The sequence below is a fragment of the Halorhabdus salina genome, assembly GCF_013839425.1.
GTDB classification, from domain to species: domain Archaea; phylum Halobacteriota; class Halobacteria; order Halobacteriales; family Haloarculaceae; genus Halorhabdus; species Halorhabdus salina.
On sequence record NZ_JACDNP010000001.1, the window covers coordinates 298,762 to 315,297 of the forward strand.

Below are 16,536 nucleotides of genomic sequence, written 5' to 3' on the forward strand. Positions count from 1 at the left end.
GACACTACTCCTCGATCACGAACGCACGCAGATCGTTGACGTTCGTTCCCGTCGGCCCCGTTTCGATCACTGCTTCGCTGTCTTCAAGGACAGGAAGCGCATCGTTCTCCACCAGTGCTGCCCGGCCACGCTGAGGGTTGTCAAGCGTCTCGCCATCGACGATCGCGCCGGCGATTTCGGTGCCACCGTCCTCGCCGTCGGTATCGACGCTGGCACAGACGATCCGCTCCGGTTGCTCGACGGCCACCCGGAGCGCGAACTCCAGATTCGGGCCGCCGTCGCCGTTGCCCGTGACAGTGACCGTCGTCTCGCCACCCGAGAGGAGGACCGCGGGCGGTTCGACGGGGGTGCCGGTCGCCGCACATTCCTCGGCGATCGCCAGCTGGGAGAGAGCAGCCTCGGTCGCCTCCCCGCGGACACGAGAGGAGAGCACGAGCGGATCGTAGCCCGCGTCCGCGGCGACCTCCCGTGCAGCCGACAGCGCCGTCCAGGTGTCGGCGAGGACGTGATTGGTGACGTGGGCGAGCGTCTCTGGAGTGGCCGGCGTTTCCTCGCGCTGGCCAGCGGCCCCCGCCGCAAGATGGTCACGGACCGTCTCGGGGACCGAAACGTCGTAGCGATCCAGGATGTCGAGGGCGTCAGCGTAGGTCGTCTCGTCGGGTGCAGTCGGCCCGCTGGCGATCACCCCGGGGTCACCACCAATGACGTCCGAGAAGAGGAGGCCCACGACAGTCGCCGGGGCGGCCGCCCTGGCCAGGCCACCGCCCTTGATGGCCGAGCAGTGCTTGCGAACGGCATTGATCTCACGAATCGAGGCACCGCTCTCGATAAGTTCCTCGGTAGTCTCCTGAAGATCGACCAGCGTGATGTCACCGGTAGGGAGCGCGAGCAGTGCGCTGCCGCCGCCCGTGATCGGCGCGAGGACGAGCGTTCCCTCGCCGAGATCGCGCGCTCGCTGGAAGACACGACGAGCACCGTCCAGACTGTCTTCGTCCGGGATCGGATGACTCCCTGCCGTCGTCTCGACGATATCGGTCGCGACTGGCTTCGTCGAGACGATGAGGCCCCGGTCGAGATACCCCTCGAGTGTTCGTTCGAGTTCGCGACCGACCAGGTCGGCGGCTTTGCCGCCGCCCAGCACGATCACCGAGTCATAGGCCGTGAGGTCATAGTCCGTATCGGCGACGGTGAGCACGTCGCCCTCGACCGAGAGCGACTCACGCAGGACGCACTGGGGTGTCGCCGCCTCGATGCCGGCCTCGATGCAATCGAGTGCGACATCGTGGGCCGGCGTCGCCGCCAGCCGATCGCGATCGCCGATCATCGTCGGAGGCTCATCGCCTTCCGTGAAAGCCGGAAGGCGGCGTCGCGCCACCGATCGGGAAGATGACGCAACGCCAGGATCAACTTCGCGCCGCGACCGATCGCGTAGCGTGGGTCCGGGTCAGTCATCGCTGCGGCGTCGAAGATGACAGTCGCGACATCTTCGGGCGGGATGCCGAACAGGCCGTCGTACTCGATCGCCCGACGATCGTCCTGGCCCGCATAGACCGCCTCGTAGGCACCGGATTCCTCGAGACGGTCGCGGGTGGCATCAGTCGTGTCGGCAAAGTCCGTCTCCACGACACCCGGTTCGACCAGCACGACGTCGATCCCGTGTGGATCGACCTCGGCGCGCAGCGCGTCGCTCATCGCTTCCAGGGCGAATTTCGAGGCCGAATAGACGCCCATCCCCGGCGTCGTGATCCGACCGTACAGGCTGGAGATGTTGACGATCGTTCCCTCCCCTTGCTCGCGCATGTGGGGTAGAACTGCCCGGGTCAAGCGGTGTGGGCCGTAGACGTTCACATCGAACTGCTCGTCGACCACGTCTGTCGGCACGTCCTCGACGGGGCCAAACTGTCCGTACCCGGCGTTGTTGACCAGGCAGTCGATCCGTCCCTGCTCGTCGATGATTCGGTCGACAACACGCTCGACCGCGCGGGCGTTCGTCACGTCCAGGCTGGCTGTTTCGGCGCCAGCCTCGGCGAGGTCGGCGATGTCGTCAGTGTCGCGAGCAGTTGCGTAGACCGTCCAGTCTTCGTCGAGAAACCGTTCGGCAGTAGCCCGGCCGATGCCGGACGAACAACCGGTGATGAGTACAATACGATCGTCCATACCTCCTGGCTCGGCCGCCGCCGATTTAAGCCCTGGCGGTCGGTTGCCGAACCGCTACCCGTCGAGGCACTCGCGCTTGTGCCGGTCGGCCGCCCGGTCGGCGAGTCGCATTGGCTCTGGGAGCTTGTATCCAGCAGCACACTGGGCCACGATGCTGGCAGTCGTCACCGCGCTCACGCGATGGCCGGGACTGACGTACAACGGATTGATCGACGTTGTTCCCGAATCGTACTGGCGCGTCTGGACAGCGTGGCCGATGACGGTGCCCGTCTCGGCGGTCTCGACGCGGTCGTCGGCCTCGATAGGGATGCGCTCGCCCTCAGGCATGCGGTCGGGTATCGGTTCGGTTGGCGTTCCACAGAGGAGGTTCTTCGCGACACCGATCGCCGGAACGTCGACGACCACGCCGATATGGGTCGCCAGCCCGGCCTCCCGGAAGTGAATGCAGCCGCTGCCGTCGACGACGAGCAAGTCGGGTTCGATGGCGAGATTCGAGAGCGCTGCGAGGATGGCCCCGCCTTCGCGGAAACTCAACAGACCAGGGATGTACGGGATTTCAGTGTCGACGACGGCGTGGGCGCGCTCGACGACGTCGCCGTTCTGCAGGGCGACGACGGCACTCAACGCACGATCGCCGTCATCGAGAAACGCCTGATCGACGCCCGCAACGATCGGTCCGTCACCCGTGAGTCGTTGCTGGGTGTCGTCCGTCAGGTCGACAGCGGAACCGAATCGGATCGTCGCCGGATCGAAGTCGAAATCATCGTCGAAAACGGCGGCGTCGGCAATGTCACGCTGGAGGGACTCCATCGCCTCGCGGGACAGCGACGGATCGGGAACGAATTCGGAGCGGACGGGCTCCATCGCTCAGAACGGGCCGCGACGACGGCCTGGGCCACCAGGCCCGCCGGGGCCGCCCGGGCCGCCGCCGAACTGCAACTGGTTGGGGACCCGGATCTGGCTCCGGACGCGCTGGCCGTAGGCCAGGCCGATCGCCAGCCCCACGAGGTGGGCCACGTTGGCGACGCCGCCACCGCCGGTACCGAAGATGCCGAGGACGTTGATCGCGACCAGACCGATCGTCAGTACCCAGATCGGCACCGGGAAGATGAAGTACAGGTACACCCGGAGGTCAGGGTTCAACACGGTCAGGACGCCCATGATCGCCAGGGCAGCACCCGACGCACCGAGTACGCCGCTCGCGTCGCTCTGGAAGAGCATGATCGCGATCTGACCGAGACCAGCCAGGACGCCACTTCCCAAGAAGAGCAGCGTGAAATCCCTGGATCCGATGTACTGCTCGACCAGTCGGCCGAAGAAGAAGATCACGATCCCATTGACGACGATATGACTGACGCCGCCATGGGCAAAGATCGAGGTGACCCACGTCCAGACGTATTCGGGATGCCCAGGCTGGAGCGTGAAAATACTCCGATAGAGGTCAAACATCTCTGGCGTCGTGGTGTAGACCCCACCGCTGGGCGCAACCCTAAACTCGACGAAAAACGCCTTGAACAGTTCCTGAGCGAAGAACGTGACAGCCATCAAGATCAGGAACACGTAGGTCATGTTCCCTCGGAAGTACCCGAGGACGCCACCCGGCCCGGTGTCGGGCTTCAGGCGGTTCAACGTGCTCGTCGATGAGCTGGTAGTAGAACCGCTGCCAGTCGTCACGCTCTCATCGAACCCGCTATCGAAGACGCCATCGGGGTCACCCCAATCGTCCAACCCCGGACAATCGTGATTCTCGGGCAGGCGATGTTCCGAACAAAAAGTCCCACCGCAGTGTTTGCAGTGATACGGCATGTTCGTCTGTGTGCCACAGACGTCACAGGTCGTCATTGCCGACCCGTAACGGACCCTCGGGCAAAGAGATTGTGCTTGCCGGGACCGAACTCGCGCAGGCCGGACCGCTGGCCCGGAGTTGTCTCATCCCGACGGAGAGGTTTTTGTCACTTGCACCCGGCAGTATAGGTGTGCAAGCATACGAGCGCAAGCAACTCCTCGAACGGGTCGAACGCGAGGGGGCCACGGTCGGGGCTGAGATTCCAGAGACCATCGAAATCGACGAGGTGTCCCTGGATTTGCAGGCGTTCGTCTTCGAGACGAGACAGCAGGACTCGATCCCCTCGACGCACCGCGAGCGCGTCGAAGACGTCAAGACGAAACTCAGACGCGAGCGGGTGGCTCGCAAGGAACGGCTCGAATCCGCCGAGATATCCCGGGAGACCGGCGAGCAACTCGTCGAGTCGATCATCGGCATCGACCGAGCATTGCACGCCCTGGATGACCTCGACTCGGCCGATCTCGAACAGGAACGGGCGGCCGCCGAAATGGGCGATCGGAAGCGCTGGGTGCGGTTCCTACAGCAAGCGCTCGGCCAGGACGACACCAACGATCGACGAGCGCAGAACGGAGGCGTCGGCCCGTGAGCGGGAACGAATCGATCGCCGATCTGCTCGAAGCCTTCGCCGATTTCCTTGACGCCAAAGACGTCGAGTACAAGCCCCGGGCCTACCGCCGAGCGGCCGAAAACATAGCAGACTATCCGGGGGACATCGCGACGCTCGCCGAGGACGGAGCAGATGCCGTCACGGAGATCGAGGGCGTCGGTGACGCCATCGCCAGCAAGGTCGTCGAGTACGTCGAAACCGGGACAATCGAGGAACTGGACGAACTCCGCGAAGAACTCCCCGTCGACATGGACGCCCTGACGAGCGTCGAAGGGGTCGGTCCCAAGACCGTCGGGTCGCTCCATGAAGCACTTGGAATCGAAACGCTCGATGACCTCGAAGCGGCAGCCGAGGCCAGCGAGATTCAGGATGTGTCGGGCTTTGGCGCGAAAACCGAACAGAACATCCTGGCGGGGATCGACTTCGCCCGGCAAGCCCACGAGCGCCAGTTGCTGGGCGAGGCGCGACCGCGCGGAGAAGCCCTAAAGAGATATCTGGAACGCGTCGACGCCGTCGAGGCGTGTGAACTCGCCGGCTCACTGCGGCGCTGGAAAGCCACCATCGGCGACGTCGACGTACTCGTCGGGAGTGACGACGCCCAGACGGTCGTCGACGCCTTCACCGACTGGGACGGGGCCGACCGAATCATCGAAGCCGGCACCCAGAAAGCCAGCGTCAGAACCGACGGCGTCCGGATCGACCTCCGGGTCGTCGCCCCCGCCGAGTTCGGCGCAGCACTACAGTATTTCACCGGGAGCAAGGACCACAACGTTGCACTCCGCAACCGGGCGATCGAGCGCGACCTGAAGATGAACGAGTACGGCGTCTTCGACGTGGCTGGCGTCGAGGACGACGACCAGCGGGCGGGCGACCGGATCGCCGGCGAGACCGAACCATCGATGTACGGGGCGCTGGAGCTGCCCTGGATCGCCCCGGAACTACGCGAGAACCGCGGCGAGGTCCACGCGGCAGCCGAGAACTCCCTTCCGGACCTCGTCGAAACCGAGGCCGTCCGTGGTGACCTCCACGTCCACACGAACTTGTCGGACGGCAACGAGACGATCGAGGGGATGGTCGAGGCGGCCGCCGAGCGAGGCGACGAGTACGTCGCGATCACCGACCACGCGACCGGGCCGGGGATGGTCGGGGGGGTTGGCGTCGAGGACGAACAACTCCGCGAGCAACTCACCGAAGTACGGGCGCTCGACGAAAGTCGCGAGGACATCACTGTCTTTGCGGGCGTGGAAGCAAACATCACAACCGACGGCAGTGTGTCGGTGGCCGACGAGCTGCTCGCCGAGTTGGACCTCGTCGTCGCCTCACCCCACGCCGGGCTGGATGGCGACGGGACAGACCGACTGATCACCGCCGCCGAACACCCCCACGTCGATGTCATCGGCCACCCGACCGGACGGTATCTGAACCGTCGACCGGGACTGGATCTCGACGTCGAGCGCCTCGCAACCGTCGCCGCCGGCCACGACACGGCCTTGGAGGTCAACGCCAACCCGCAGCGGCTCGATCTGGGCGGGAGCGCGGTCAAACAGGCCATCGACGCCGGGGCGACCATCGCCGTCAACACCGACGCTCACCGGCCGGCAAGCTACGAGTACGTTCGGTTCGGCGTTCACACGGCACGCCGTGGCTGGGCCGAAGCGGCCGACGTGCTCAATACCTGGCCGATTGAGGACGTCAAATCGTTCCTGTCCTGAAAGTGAACGCAGTTTACCGACGGTTGCGAGAGTGTCTGACAGGCAAATACATAAGTTCAATATACATCTAAAATTCCTTAGTGTTTTCCAGGTCAAGTGTGAGAGATTTTTTCGACCAGTAACGAGAGAAACACACCAGTATCCCTGCAATCTAGGAAAATAGCGCCACTACTACGATTTTAGTTGGACCACCGGTACCAGATCGAGTGATCGACCGGTTCCGACCGTCTCCCGGCCATAAACCTATCCCGGTAGCAGAAACCCCAGCATTCACGCCCATTTAACGCACATTCGAAACAGAATTGGACGAATAATCGTCGAGTCCGTTCAGTCTCAACAAATCAATCCGGAATGATAGAATTCTGTATGAGACGGCAATTGTATCAATTTAGGTACCTTCGAGAGAGTTCTATTTCGGTCGCTCACCACTCAGCATCCAGTTTCTCGACGACGAACTCGCGGACAAGATCGGCCCCACGGTAGAACGACAGCCAGACGGCGACGGCGAAAACGAGACCCGCAACGAGCGTATCGAGCACCGTCGTGAGGAGGCCCTGCCAGCCCACAATGAACGAAAGGGTGGCATCGAGGACAACGGTCCCGAAAAACAGCGGGACGTAGTAGACGACGATGCGAACGAGTGGCTGTTCGCGCGCCCACTGGTCCCAGTTTTTGACGACGAGGACGTAGAGGACGGCCGATGAAACGAGGAACAAGACCAGTGTGATCAGCATATCCTGGCGGAGAGTACTGACTGAAATCATCGAGCCGGCAGTGAACGCGGTGAGAATACCCAAGCTGATCGCCCAGATCACTGCTTTCCCTCGACTGAAGGCCTCACTCATGAGTTAATCGTTGGACCAGCCACCTCAAAACGTTGCCGTTCGCCGGATCCGGACCGGTGGCTGTCGGGGTGAAAAATGGAAAACGAGTGGTGGACAACCGGACTGCGGGGTTCGCTGAGGGACCTTAGGTCGCGATCCCTTCGGCGAACTGTTCGGCGAACAAGACGTAGATAACGATCGTCGGCAGTGCCGCCAGGAATGCGGCTGCCATCCGCAGCGGGAAGTTGACCCCGCTCAGGTCTGCACCGATCCCCGAGAGGATCAACGTGATCGTCGCCGCCTGGTCGGAAGAGCTCCCGATCAGAGTCAGCGAGAACAGGAACTCGTTCCAGATCTGTGTGAACTGGTAGATCAACACGACGCCGATCATCGGCTTCGACAGCGGCAGGACGATGCGGGTGTAGATCTTCGTGATGCTCGCCCCGTCGACCTTCGCCGCCTCGACCAGTTCCTTCGAGATCGTCTTGTAATACGATCGGAACAGGAGGAAACAGATCGGGATCCCGTAGGCGACGTGGGTGATCGTCAACTCTGCCAGCGATCCCCAGCGGTCGCTCGCCGGGAGGATCGTGATACCCTCGATGATCAACCCTTCCGTGAGCGGGAGCATGTTGGTCCAGAAGTCGCTCAGCGGGACAAGGATCGCTTGGTAGGGTAGGAAGATACCGAAGACGAACAACAACACGACCGGCATCTGGCGACGCCAGTCGACCAGGGTCAGCCCGTAGGCGGCCGTACTCCCGAGGATCACGTCAAGCAGCGTCGCGGGGATCGCCATCGCGAAGCTGTTGACGAACCCACGACTCAACTGATCGAACGCTTGCCCCCAGTTTGCCAGCGTGAAGTTATCGAGAGTCGGCGGGAGGAACGGCGTCGTCGCGGCTCCACCCGCTTTCAGCGACGTGACCAGTCCCGTGTAGATCGGCGAGACGAAGAATGCCACGAAGGCCAGGATCAGGAAGTACAGCCCGAGCCGGCGGTAGCTGATCTCCGGCAACAGGCGAGCGACGCCGTCAGGTTCGGATGTGGTTGCTTGACTCATTGTTACAGGGCCCTCGCTCTGTACTGGTAGTAGAGGTACGGCGCGACCACGGCCAGTCCCATCGCCAGCAGGATGGTCGCGATCGCGGCGGCATACGCCCAGTTCTGGAGATTAAAGGCCTCGCGGACCATCAGCGTCGCGAGCACGTCAGTCCCCTTGGGAGGCCGATACGTCCCGAACATCGCATAGAGGAACGTGAAGATCTTCAACGCGAAGATCATCAACACGACGGCCGCGCTTACGGACGCCGATTTCAACTGCGGGATGATGACCCGCCAGTAGGTCTTGATGATACTCGCGCCGTCGACCTTTGCGGCCTCGAACTGGTCGTTGGGAATCGACTGCAAGCCGGCCAGGAAGACGACCATGCAGTAGCCGCTGAACTGCCAGATCAGTGCGAATATGATCGCACCCAACACCAGTTCCGGGTTCCCGATCCAGTTGTAGGGACCGAGACCAAACAGACCAAGAACAGTGTTAACGAGGCCGTTCTGGAAGTTGTACATCCAGAGCCAGAACTGTGCCGTCACGACGAACGATAGTGCAAACGGCAACAGGTAGATCGTCTGGACCGTGTTCTTCTGGCGGATATCGCTATCGATGAGGATCGCAAGGAAAATCCCCAAAATGAGCGTGATGGTCGTAAAGGCGACCAGCAGGACGAACGTGTTCCTGCCGGTCGAAAACACGGCCGGGTCCGCCAGCGCCTGGGCGTACATCTCGAAGTCGAGGTTGCTGTAGTCCGGCGGTTGCAGGAACCCCTCGTAGTCGGTCAACGAGATGAGGAAGTTCCAGATGATCCCGCCATAGACAGCAAGGCCCATCAGTAGGAACGGAATGAGCCAGAACGGCGAAGATCGAACGAAGTCACTCTTCCAAAACCGCCGTAAGCGTTCGCGCCTGTCGGTTCCAGTAGCGTGGCCACCGCTAGCACCGGGTCCAGCTACCGTGTCTTGTGAACCTGCCATAATTGAAATGAGTATATCGGACTCGTCGCTTTACTGGGAGACGGCGTCCATCAGGCCGGTCGCCGCCGCTTCGATGTCGTACGGACCACTGAAGTTGTTCCCGATGGCGGTCTTGCAGGCACTCAGCGCCTCGGGCGAAACAGCCAGTCCGTGGGCGATCGTCGGCGGGAACTGGTCGTAGTTCGCCAGGTGGTCGGCGGTCATCTCGAGGAACGGCGTCAGGCGACTGGTATCGATGTCGGTCCGGAGCGGGACCGTTCCCTTCCGGTTACCGAACTCGACTTGGGCGTCTTTGGTGCCCAGGAACTTCGCCCACATCTTCTGCTTGACTGGGGTGTTCGTGTCCCGGGCGAACGTGAACGCGTCGATGTGGATCATGTACATCTCCTCGGTGCCGGGGTACTCCATCCAGTCCCAGTCGGTCTCGTACTCGACGCCACTATCCTCGGCGCGGTACATGCCGTACGCCCAGTTACCCTGCTGAATCGTTGCGGCATTCCCGTCCATCATCTTCTGGTTGCCTTCAGTGAAGCTAATGGTCGCGGCGTCTTCATTGATGTAATTTGACAACATCTCCTGGGTGGTCTCGAGGGCCTCGACGAGCAGTGCCTTGTCGCCGTCGCCATCGATGTAGTCCATGTATGCGTCGTAACCGTGCATCCCCAGGAAGTTCTGGAAGACGAGTTGCAGCGTCGTCCACGGACCCGACATCGCGTGAGCCATCGGGACCGCGTCGGTCTCGCTGGCGATCGTCTCGAACGCGTCGAGCAGCGCACTCGGGCTGTCAACTGAATCCGGATCGATGCCCGCGTCTTCGAAGACGTGGACGTTGTAGAACAGGTTGTTCATCCGGTGGGAACCCAGCGGCATCGAGCGAAACTCGTCATTGAGTTTGGACTCCGTTACCGCCCTGGAATTCATCGAGTCCGTGTAGCCGTTCTCCTCCCAGACGTCGGTGATGTTGGCCAGCAATCCACCGTACTGAGTGATGTTCTGCCCGGGCCAGGCCTGCCAGGACGCCGGCGGATCTCGGTTGGCGAGTCGTCGCGCGACGACGGAGTCGAGGTTGACGTTCCCCGTCCCACCGATTGGCCGGAAGTTGGTCGCCAGATCCGGGTACTCCTCTTTGAACATCGAGGTCAACTTCTCGACGGCCGCCGCACCGTCCCCGCCAGTCCAGGCGTGGAGGACTTCGAGTTCGGTACCGTTCGGTGTTGGTTCCGCCTCGGTAGTGTCCCCGGATCCGTTACCTGGCGTGTCTTCCGGCTCCTCGGTCGTCGTGTCGCCACCGCCACAACCGGCCAACCCAACCATGGCAAGCCCGGCTGATGCTCCGAGAACTCTCCGACGGGAAACGGTGTCGCTACCGATACTGGTATCTTCTGTCATACACTTCTGTGTTCAATGTACTCCTATTTAGTAATTGTGGTAGAATTTTTATGTTGAATCGTGAGCCCAGAGACTCACAGACGGCAAAACAACTGACCCGACCACGCGACTCGACCGATTCAGGCCGGTTGTGCGCCTTTGAGCGGCCGATCGCCTTCGATCTCCCCGAGACTCCGGTTGTGCAACGATTCGCCCGTTTCGGCGTCGAACAGGTGAATCGCGCTCTCCGGCAGCCCGATCCCGATCGATTCGAGTTCGTCGACGTTTCGCATCCCGCTGATTGTCGAGGTCAACGCGGATTCAGTTCGCTCCTGTTCTTCGAAGGCGAGGTGGACTGTATTCTCGTCGCCCATCGGTTCGACAACGTCGACAGTGGCGGGATACTCGTGTCTGCTCTCCGCCGCGTCGAGGATTTCGATGTCCTCGGGTCGAATGCCAAAGACCAGCTCGTCGTGACCCTCAATGTTTGCTAGCACCTCGTCGCTGAGCGGATACTCGAAGTATTCGCCGACGAGCCGCCCATCTTCGAGCGTGACATCCAGGAAGTTCATCGACGGGTCCCCGATGAATCCGGCGACGAACTGGTTGTTGGGCCGGTGATAGCACTCCAGTGGTGTCCCGACCTGCTGGAGTTCCCCGTCGTTGAGGACGGCAATCCGATCGGACATGGTCATCGCCTCCGTCTGGTCGTGGGTCACGTAGATCGTCGTCGTGTCGAGATCCTCCTGAAGGTGCTGCAACTCCGTCCGCATCTCCGAGCGGAGCTTTGCGTCCAGATTCGCCAGCGGTTCGTCCAGCAGGAACGCCTCCGGTTCGCGGACGATCGCCCGGCCAAGCGCGACACGCTGTTGTTGCCCACCGGAGAGTTCGCCGGGCTTCCGGTCGAGGAGATCGTAGATACCCAGCATCTCCGCCGCGTCCTCGACGCGTTCGCGGATCTCTTCTTTCGAGAGTTCCGTTGCCTCTTCGAGCCCGAAGGACATGTTCCCGCGGACTGTCATGTGTGGGTAAAGAGCGTACGACTGGAACACCATCGCCACGTCCCGTTCCTGGGGCGAGAGGTTCGTGATCAGTTTGTCATCCAGACTGATCGTGCCCTCAGTAGGCATTTCGAGTCCGGCGACCATCCGAAGGGTCGTCGACTTGCCACATCCTGACGGACCGACCAAGACGAGGAACTCACCGTCTCGAATATTGAGATCGAGATCGTCGACTGCGATAATCTCGCCGCTCTTATCCTGGAATTTTTTGGTCACTCCGTCGAGTATTACGTTCGCCATGTTCGATTGTGCGGTATTCTGGTATAAATAATTTTCTCTGTCGAACGATCAGGACCGCACACGAAGTCGAAAGTACGGTGAGACGGGCAAGATATTCCGGGAGTAGCTCACTCAGTCCGCTGACTGTTCCCCGACGTAGAGGTCACCCTCGCTATCGGTGTCGAACTCCTCGAGGGCGTCGTGGAGCGGGCGCGCGTATTGGGTGAGGTCTTCAGCGCGTTCGGACACGGAAGTGAGTTCCGAGGCCTGTTCTTCAGCCGCGCCGGCGACGATGCCGGATTCCGCGAGCGTTTCCTCACTGAGGGTCGCGACCTCGCCAATCCGGGCCGCAATCTCGTTGAGGCGGTTGACCTGTTCGTGCACGTCCTGCTCAGTTTCTTCGGAGGCAAACTGCTCGAAGGTGTCGGCCAGATCGTCGATCTCCTCCGAGACTTCCTGGAGGCGCTCTTTTTGTTCGTCGGCGTCATCGGCGATCCGCTGGACAGAGTCGGCAACGTGGCCGCTTGCGACTCGAACACTGTCGGAGCTGGCTTGCAGGACTTCACCGGTCTCCTCGACCCGGACGGCGAACTGTTTCAGTTGTTCAGTGGTCCGCTCTAGTTCCGCGACCATCTCGTTGAACGAAGTTGCGATCTGATCCATCGCTTCGTTCTCACCATCCGGATCGAGACGCTGGGTCAGATCCCCGTCCGCACAGTGCCGCATAGTGTCTGAGTATTTCTCGGCCTTCTGCTGGAGGTATTCGTTCATCCGCATCGCCTCTGCTCGGGAGACTTCGGCCTCTTTGCGGGCCCGTTCGGCCTCCTTTATCTGCTGTTGGAGAGACGAGCGCATGTTCTCGAATCCATCGTACAGTTCACCGATCGCGTCGATTCGGGCGGTCCTCGCTGTCGTTTCGAGATCACCATCGCGAAGCTTGCCTGCCCACTGCCGTAGGCGGTTGAGATCTCGTGTCGTGTTGTACCCGATAGCGGCCCCCAGGACACCGACGAGGATGACACCACCGAGCGTGGCAAGCCGCCCCCATCGTGAGATGGCCCAGACGAACCCGTAGACGCTCGATCGAGGCTCGTGGACAAGCACAGTCCAGTTCAGCGGGACATTCGTGACGCTGATCGGGGCATACCCGACAGTGTATTCCTCGTCGATGACAGCCGTTTCAGCTGCCATGTCGGGAATCACACCGGCCGCACGATCGGTGCCCCGCAACGTCGCTGCAAGTGTGACCGGCTGCATCGCCTCGTTGTCGCCGTACTGGCCGAGGACCTGCTCACTGTCGGCAGCCACCTGTACAACACCGTCGTCGTTGACAACTTGCGTGAAACGAGCATCGCTGTTCGTATCGATCGACGACGCCAGGTCAGCAACGGAGTACTCCATGACGAGATACCGGTCTGGATGATCAGCAACTGGACTGACGAACGCGACGACTGGCGTCTCGCCAACCCGATGGACGTCAGTGACGTGGACATCCATCACGTCTAGCGAATCGAAGGGCGTAGACTGTATCCACGCGCGGGTCGTCTGTGAGAGGTTCATCTCGAAAGAGATCTGCGGGCTGGCGACGACCCGTGAGGCGGTCTCGGAGGAGTTCAGCAGATAAATCGCGTGAACGCCGTAGACGTTCCCGGCTGTCGTTGCCAGTTCCTGTTGGATGTCGAATCGAGAACCCGGATCTGTTCGACTCAACACTGTGTCTTTCGATGCAAGTTTAACCGAAATGGAGTTGCGCTCGACCCACGTTTCGATCGCGTTTGCCTGCTGGGACGCCAGGTTCTGATACTCTTCTTTGACGTTCTGTTCGACCTGTTCGACGACGGCCCCGGTTGCCGTCGCTCCGATAACGCCGATCGTCAGGCCCATGACCACCAAAATAAGTGCGAACTTGAGCGTGAAGCGCCGGCGGATAAAATTCGGCACGATTCGACTGAATACTGTCCCCCCATCAGACCCAGTCGGTGAATCGAGCGCCCGGTTATCTTCCATCGTTTATCCTCGTGATTTCATACAAGTGGCATGGCCCCGTATATGTTTCTCCAAGCAGTTTTGCCCAGTCCGGAGCTATATACCATAATGAAAAAACCATAATGGTCATTAAAACGTTTACAATAGGCGAACGATTATGACCAATTAGAATCGAACGTGACAGCCGAATCCAGACGAACAGACCGGCTATCCCGGATTCGTTCGCCACCCCAGCGAAATGCCGAACTGAGAGCAGAAAACCGTTCACCATGTGAGAACGGTAATAACTGCAACGCATTACAGGGACCGTTAGCACAGCAGACCGAATGCCACCCCGCTCCCTGTGCCGGGAAGAAACCTGCGGACCGGCCGGATATGTGGCCCAATCAGACGATACACCGAGCCAGAATGGCGATCACGTCGACGACGATCGGCACGAGACCAGGAATCGGACATCCGAAACGGGCCGCTCCGAATCGTTCTTACATCGTGAACGAGTGAGGGAGTACCCGACTGCAGAGAACCGGCATACGCAGATGTTCGTTCACATACAGAGAACGAACGGGGATGGGAGCCAATTTAACAAACATACGTTTGTAATAGAATCCTCGCGATGGGCAAAACAGCGAGCGAGATGCCAAGCTGAACAATCGTCGAAAGTCGGCCCCGCGCCAGGTTACTGGAGGGCATCCGCCGGGATCCGGTCGTGGCGGTCGGCTACTGCCTGGGCGTCATCGGGGAGCAATGCGACGAGCAACACGTCCGCGTACTCCGAAAAGTGATCGACAAGTTTGGCGGTCCGCTCGGCGTCGATCGCTTCCAGCGAGTCGAGAAGGATGAACGGAACGTCCTCGTAGACCTCGTGTGTGAGATAGCCAGCGAGAGCGAATACAAGTCCAATCAGTTCGCGCTCGCTTTCACTTAGATTGTCGATCGTCTCCTCGTATCCAGCACCGTCGACCGCCTCCCGGATGACGTGTAACTCGAAGATACTATCGGGGCCTGGACTGTTCTGGGACGAACGCTTTTCGATCCAGACACGAGTAATATTATCATACTGCAGGATGTCGAGCAGTTCGTCCATGTGGCGGTTGAACGTCTCGACGGCACGCTGTTCGAGCCGATCGATTCGAGCGCGCTGCTCGGCGATCTGCTCTCGAAGATCCGACAGTTGGTCGTTCAAGTCCGTGAGGGACGGCAGCGCTTGGATCGACTCGATCTCGTCGGTAACGTCTTCAAGTTGTTGCTGGAGTTGGCCTCGTTCGTACTGCAGATCACTAAGCCGTTCGTACATCTCCAGCAGATCGTCGTCCCGGAGTTGCTGTGTTTCTGTGACCTCGGTTTCGAGGTCCGCAATAGTATCGGCGAGCTCCGATTGCCGTGATGAGAGCGTCGAGCGCCGCTCACGCCGCTCGTCCAACCGCTTGTGTAGCGACGAACGCTCGCTTTGGATCCGGGCCCGTTCTTCGAGCGTGGTTTCGATCGTCTCGCGTTCGTCCTCGAGCGCTTCGACGCGTGCTGTCACGTCTGTACGCTCGGTGCGTTTTTCGTCGATAACGTCACGCAACGAATCGAGCCGCACATCCACGTCTTTCCGCGTGGCAGCACTCCCACACGTCCAGCAGACGAGGTCACGTTCGTCGTCAGGTGCCAGTTCGCTCGTCGGGTCAGTGTCTGCAGGTTCGATACCGGGAAGTTCCAGTGACCCATCGAGCAGATCCTGGTTGAACTCGACGATAGTAAACAGCGCGTTGATCGTTTCCTCGATCTGCCGACGGCGTTCACGGGCGGCAGCGAGCTCCTCTTTGACGCGGTCCAGATCCTCATCGGTGTACTCGATATCACCATCAGTCCCAGGGAGTTCAGAGAGTTCTCCTTCCAAGGACTCGATCTCGGCTTCGACGACCTCGATCTCGTTTTCGACGCTGTTGTACTCCTGACGGGCCTCGTCGAGTTCTTCGACGAGTGAATCGGCTTTGGCTGCCGTTTCGTGGTCAGCCTCGTACTCGTCGATCTCCGTGCGAAGGGCCGCGATCTCGTCGTCGATCGACACAACGTCCGCGTGCAGGGATTGGCGCCGGTCTTCGAGGGCAGGCAGTTCGTCTTTCCGATCGCTGACCCGACCGATCCGGTCGTCGAGTTGGTGTTTGTCCCGCTGCAGCGACTCGATGTGACGCTCGATCTCGTCCGTATCGATCGGCCGCATGATGAGATCCCGGAGATCCGAACCCCGTTCGACCGCCCGTCGGGCCGGATTACTCTCCAGCAACGAGACGAACGTCTCGACCAGCGAGCCCTCAGCAATGTACGGATCTCCGTCAACGTGGACCGTGTCACCGTCTCGGCGGAAAGTCCGGGTGTACCGTTGTTCACCGATTTGGAGGGTGACCGACCCGTCGTCGACATCTGTCTTGAGCGAGCCGGCCGTACCGCCGAGGGCACTGTCGACTGCTGAGAGAAACGAGGTCCGGTTCGTCGCGTTGCGACCGTGAAGAACCGTCACACCGGGATCGATCGTCACGTCTGTCTGCTCGATTCCACCGACGTTCTCGACGGTGACAGTGATAGAATCAGCCGGTATATCTGTGTCGGTAGCTGATCGGACCATTGAATGAAGAGTTGGGAGACATAGTATAAATCCCCATCGGTAGTGTGAGTCAGTATCACTGCCTGCACTGGTCGATTGTGCGCGTCAATCGAACGCGGGGTCCGATAGTATCATGTC

The 16,536-nt window shown here is 60.7% G+C and carries 13 protein-coding genes; 2 read left to right on the forward strand and 11 right to left on the reverse strand.

The genetic code is table 11. The features are described 5' to 3' along the window. Nucleotides 1-4: 4 nt before the first annotated feature. Genes HZR20_RS01510 through HZR20_RS01525 form a run of 4 tightly spaced genes read right to left on the reverse strand, consistent with a single transcriptional unit; the run spans nucleotide 5 to nucleotide 3,999 of the window. Nucleotides 5-1,324 (reverse strand): glycerate kinase type-2 family protein, encoded by a 1,320-nt coding sequence (locus tag HZR20_RS01510; RefSeq protein ID WP_181684832.1) that lies wholly within the window; start codon nucleotides 1,322-1,324, stop codon nucleotides 5-7. Next, nucleotides 1,321-2,157 carry an SDR family oxidoreductase gene (locus HZR20_RS01515; protein WP_181684833.1) on the reverse strand — a complete coding sequence of 279 codons (837 nt, stop codon included), beginning with the start codon at nucleotides 2,155-2,157 and terminating at the stop codon, nucleotides 1,321-1,323. The genes HZR20_RS01510 and HZR20_RS01515 overlap by 4 nt, the downstream gene beginning before the upstream one ends. A 54-nt stretch (nucleotides 2,158-2,211) precedes the next feature. Further along, nucleotides 2,212-3,021, reverse strand: coding sequence for an endonuclease V (locus HZR20_RS01520; protein WP_181684834.1), 810 nt, complete (start codon nucleotides 3,019-3,021; stop codon nucleotides 2,212-2,214). 3 nt (nucleotides 3,022-3,024) lie between these two features. Next, nucleotides 3,025-3,999, reverse strand: a complete 975-nt coding sequence (locus HZR20_RS01525) for a rhomboid family intramembrane serine protease (RefSeq protein ID WP_181684835.1) — start codon at nucleotides 3,997-3,999, stop codon at nucleotides 3,025-3,027. Between the two features lie 134 nt (nucleotides 4,000-4,133). On the opposite strand from HZR20_RS01525, the gene HZR20_RS01530 reads away from it, so the two are divergent. Together HZR20_RS01530 and polX are read left to right on the forward strand one after the other, a co-directional pair. After that, the gene (locus tag HZR20_RS01530; RefSeq protein ID WP_181684836.1) at nucleotides 4,134-4,589 is read left to right on the forward strand and encodes a DUF5788 family protein; all 456 of its coding nucleotides are present in this window, start codon (nucleotides 4,134-4,136) and stop codon (nucleotides 4,587-4,589) included. Further along, nucleotides 4,586-6,322: a DNA polymerase/3'-5' exonuclease PolX gene (gene polX, locus HZR20_RS01535; RefSeq protein ID WP_181684837.1), complete on the forward strand. Its 1,737-nt coding sequence runs from the start codon at nucleotides 4,586-4,588 to the stop codon at nucleotides 6,320-6,322. Before HZR20_RS01530 ends, polX begins: the two co-directional genes overlap by 4 nt. A 422-nt stretch (nucleotides 6,323-6,744) precedes the next feature. Here the strand turns inward: polX and HZR20_RS01540 are convergent, their stop codons facing one another. From HZR20_RS01540 to HZR20_RS01570, 7 genes are all read right to left on the reverse strand, one after another. Then, entirely contained in the window at nucleotides 6,745-7,167 is a 423-nt protein-coding gene (locus HZR20_RS01540; RefSeq protein WP_181684838.1) for a hypothetical protein, read from the reverse strand. Nucleotides 7,168-7,291: 124 nt separating this feature from the next. Beyond that, nucleotides 7,292-8,209 carry a carbohydrate ABC transporter permease gene (locus HZR20_RS01545; RefSeq protein ID WP_181684839.1) on the reverse strand — a complete coding sequence of 306 codons (918 nt, stop codon included), beginning with the start codon at nucleotides 8,207-8,209 and terminating at the stop codon, nucleotides 7,292-7,294. 2 nt (nucleotides 8,210-8,211) lie between these two features. Continuing rightward, on the reverse strand, nucleotides 8,212-9,177 hold the full coding sequence (locus HZR20_RS01550) for a carbohydrate ABC transporter permease (RefSeq protein WP_181684840.1): 966 nt from the start codon (nucleotides 9,175-9,177) through the stop codon (nucleotides 8,212-8,214). Between the two features lie 30 nt (nucleotides 9,178-9,207). Then, nucleotides 9,208-10,566 (reverse strand): ABC transporter substrate-binding protein, encoded by a 1,359-nt coding sequence (locus HZR20_RS01555; protein ID WP_181684841.1) that lies wholly within the window; start codon nucleotides 10,564-10,566, stop codon nucleotides 9,208-9,210. A gap of 119 nt (nucleotides 10,567-10,685) precedes the next feature. Continuing rightward, the gene (locus tag HZR20_RS01560; RefSeq protein WP_181684842.1) at nucleotides 10,686-11,846 is read right to left on the reverse strand and encodes an ABC transporter ATP-binding protein; all 1,161 of its coding nucleotides are present in this window, start codon (nucleotides 11,844-11,846) and stop codon (nucleotides 10,686-10,688) included. Nucleotides 11,847-11,957: 111 nt separating this feature from the next. Next, nucleotides 11,958-13,832, reverse strand: a complete 1,875-nt coding sequence (locus tag HZR20_RS01565) for a HAMP domain-containing protein (protein WP_181684843.1) — start codon at nucleotides 13,830-13,832, stop codon at nucleotides 11,958-11,960. Between the two features lie 655 nt (nucleotides 13,833-14,487). Next, nucleotides 14,488-16,419 (reverse strand): archaea-specific SMC-related protein, encoded by a 1,932-nt coding sequence (locus HZR20_RS01570; RefSeq protein ID WP_181684844.1) that lies wholly within the window; start codon nucleotides 16,417-16,419, stop codon nucleotides 14,488-14,490. Nucleotides 16,420-16,536: the final 117 nt, after the last annotated feature.

Excerpts from the sequence above, each read along its gene's own strand:
- HZR20_RS01510 (WP_181684832.1), bottom strand. The coding sequence starts at position 1,324 with ATGATCGGCGATCGCGATCGGCTGGCGGCGACGCCGGCCCACGATGTC.
- HZR20_RS01515 (WP_181684833.1), bottom strand. The coding sequence starts at position 2,157 with ATGGACGATCGTATTGTACTCATCACCGGTTGTTCGTCCGGCATCGGC.
- HZR20_RS01520 (WP_181684834.1), bottom strand. The coding sequence starts at position 3,021 with ATGGAGCCCGTCCGCTCCGAATTCGTTCCCGATCCGTCGCTGTCCCGC.
- HZR20_RS01525 (WP_181684835.1), bottom strand. The coding sequence starts at position 3,999 with ATGACGACCTGTGACGTCTGTGGCACACAGACGAACATGCCGTATCAC.
- HZR20_RS01540 (WP_181684838.1), bottom strand. The coding sequence starts at position 7,167 with ATGAGTGAGGCCTTCAGTCGAGGGAAAGCAGTGATCTGGGCGATCAGC.
- HZR20_RS01545 (WP_181684839.1), bottom strand. The coding sequence starts at position 8,209 with ATGAGTCAAGCAACCACATCCGAACCTGACGGCGTCGCTCGCCTGTTG.
- HZR20_RS01550 (WP_181684840.1), bottom strand. The coding sequence starts at position 9,177 with ATGGCAGGTTCACAAGACACGGTAGCTGGACCCGGTGCTAGCGGTGGC.
- HZR20_RS01555 (WP_181684841.1), bottom strand. The coding sequence starts at position 10,566 with ATGACAGAAGATACCAGTATCGGTAGCGACACCGTTTCCCGTCGGAGA.
- HZR20_RS01560 (WP_181684842.1), bottom strand. The coding sequence starts at position 11,846 with ATGGCGAACGTAATACTCGACGGAGTGACCAAAAAATTCCAGGATAAG.
- HZR20_RS01565 (WP_181684843.1), bottom strand. The coding sequence starts at position 13,832 with ATGGAAGATAACCGGGCGCTCGATTCACCGACTGGGTCTGATGGGGGG.
- HZR20_RS01570 (WP_181684844.1), bottom strand. The coding sequence starts at position 16,419 with ATGGTCCGATCAGCTACCGACACAGATATACCGGCTGATTCTATCACT.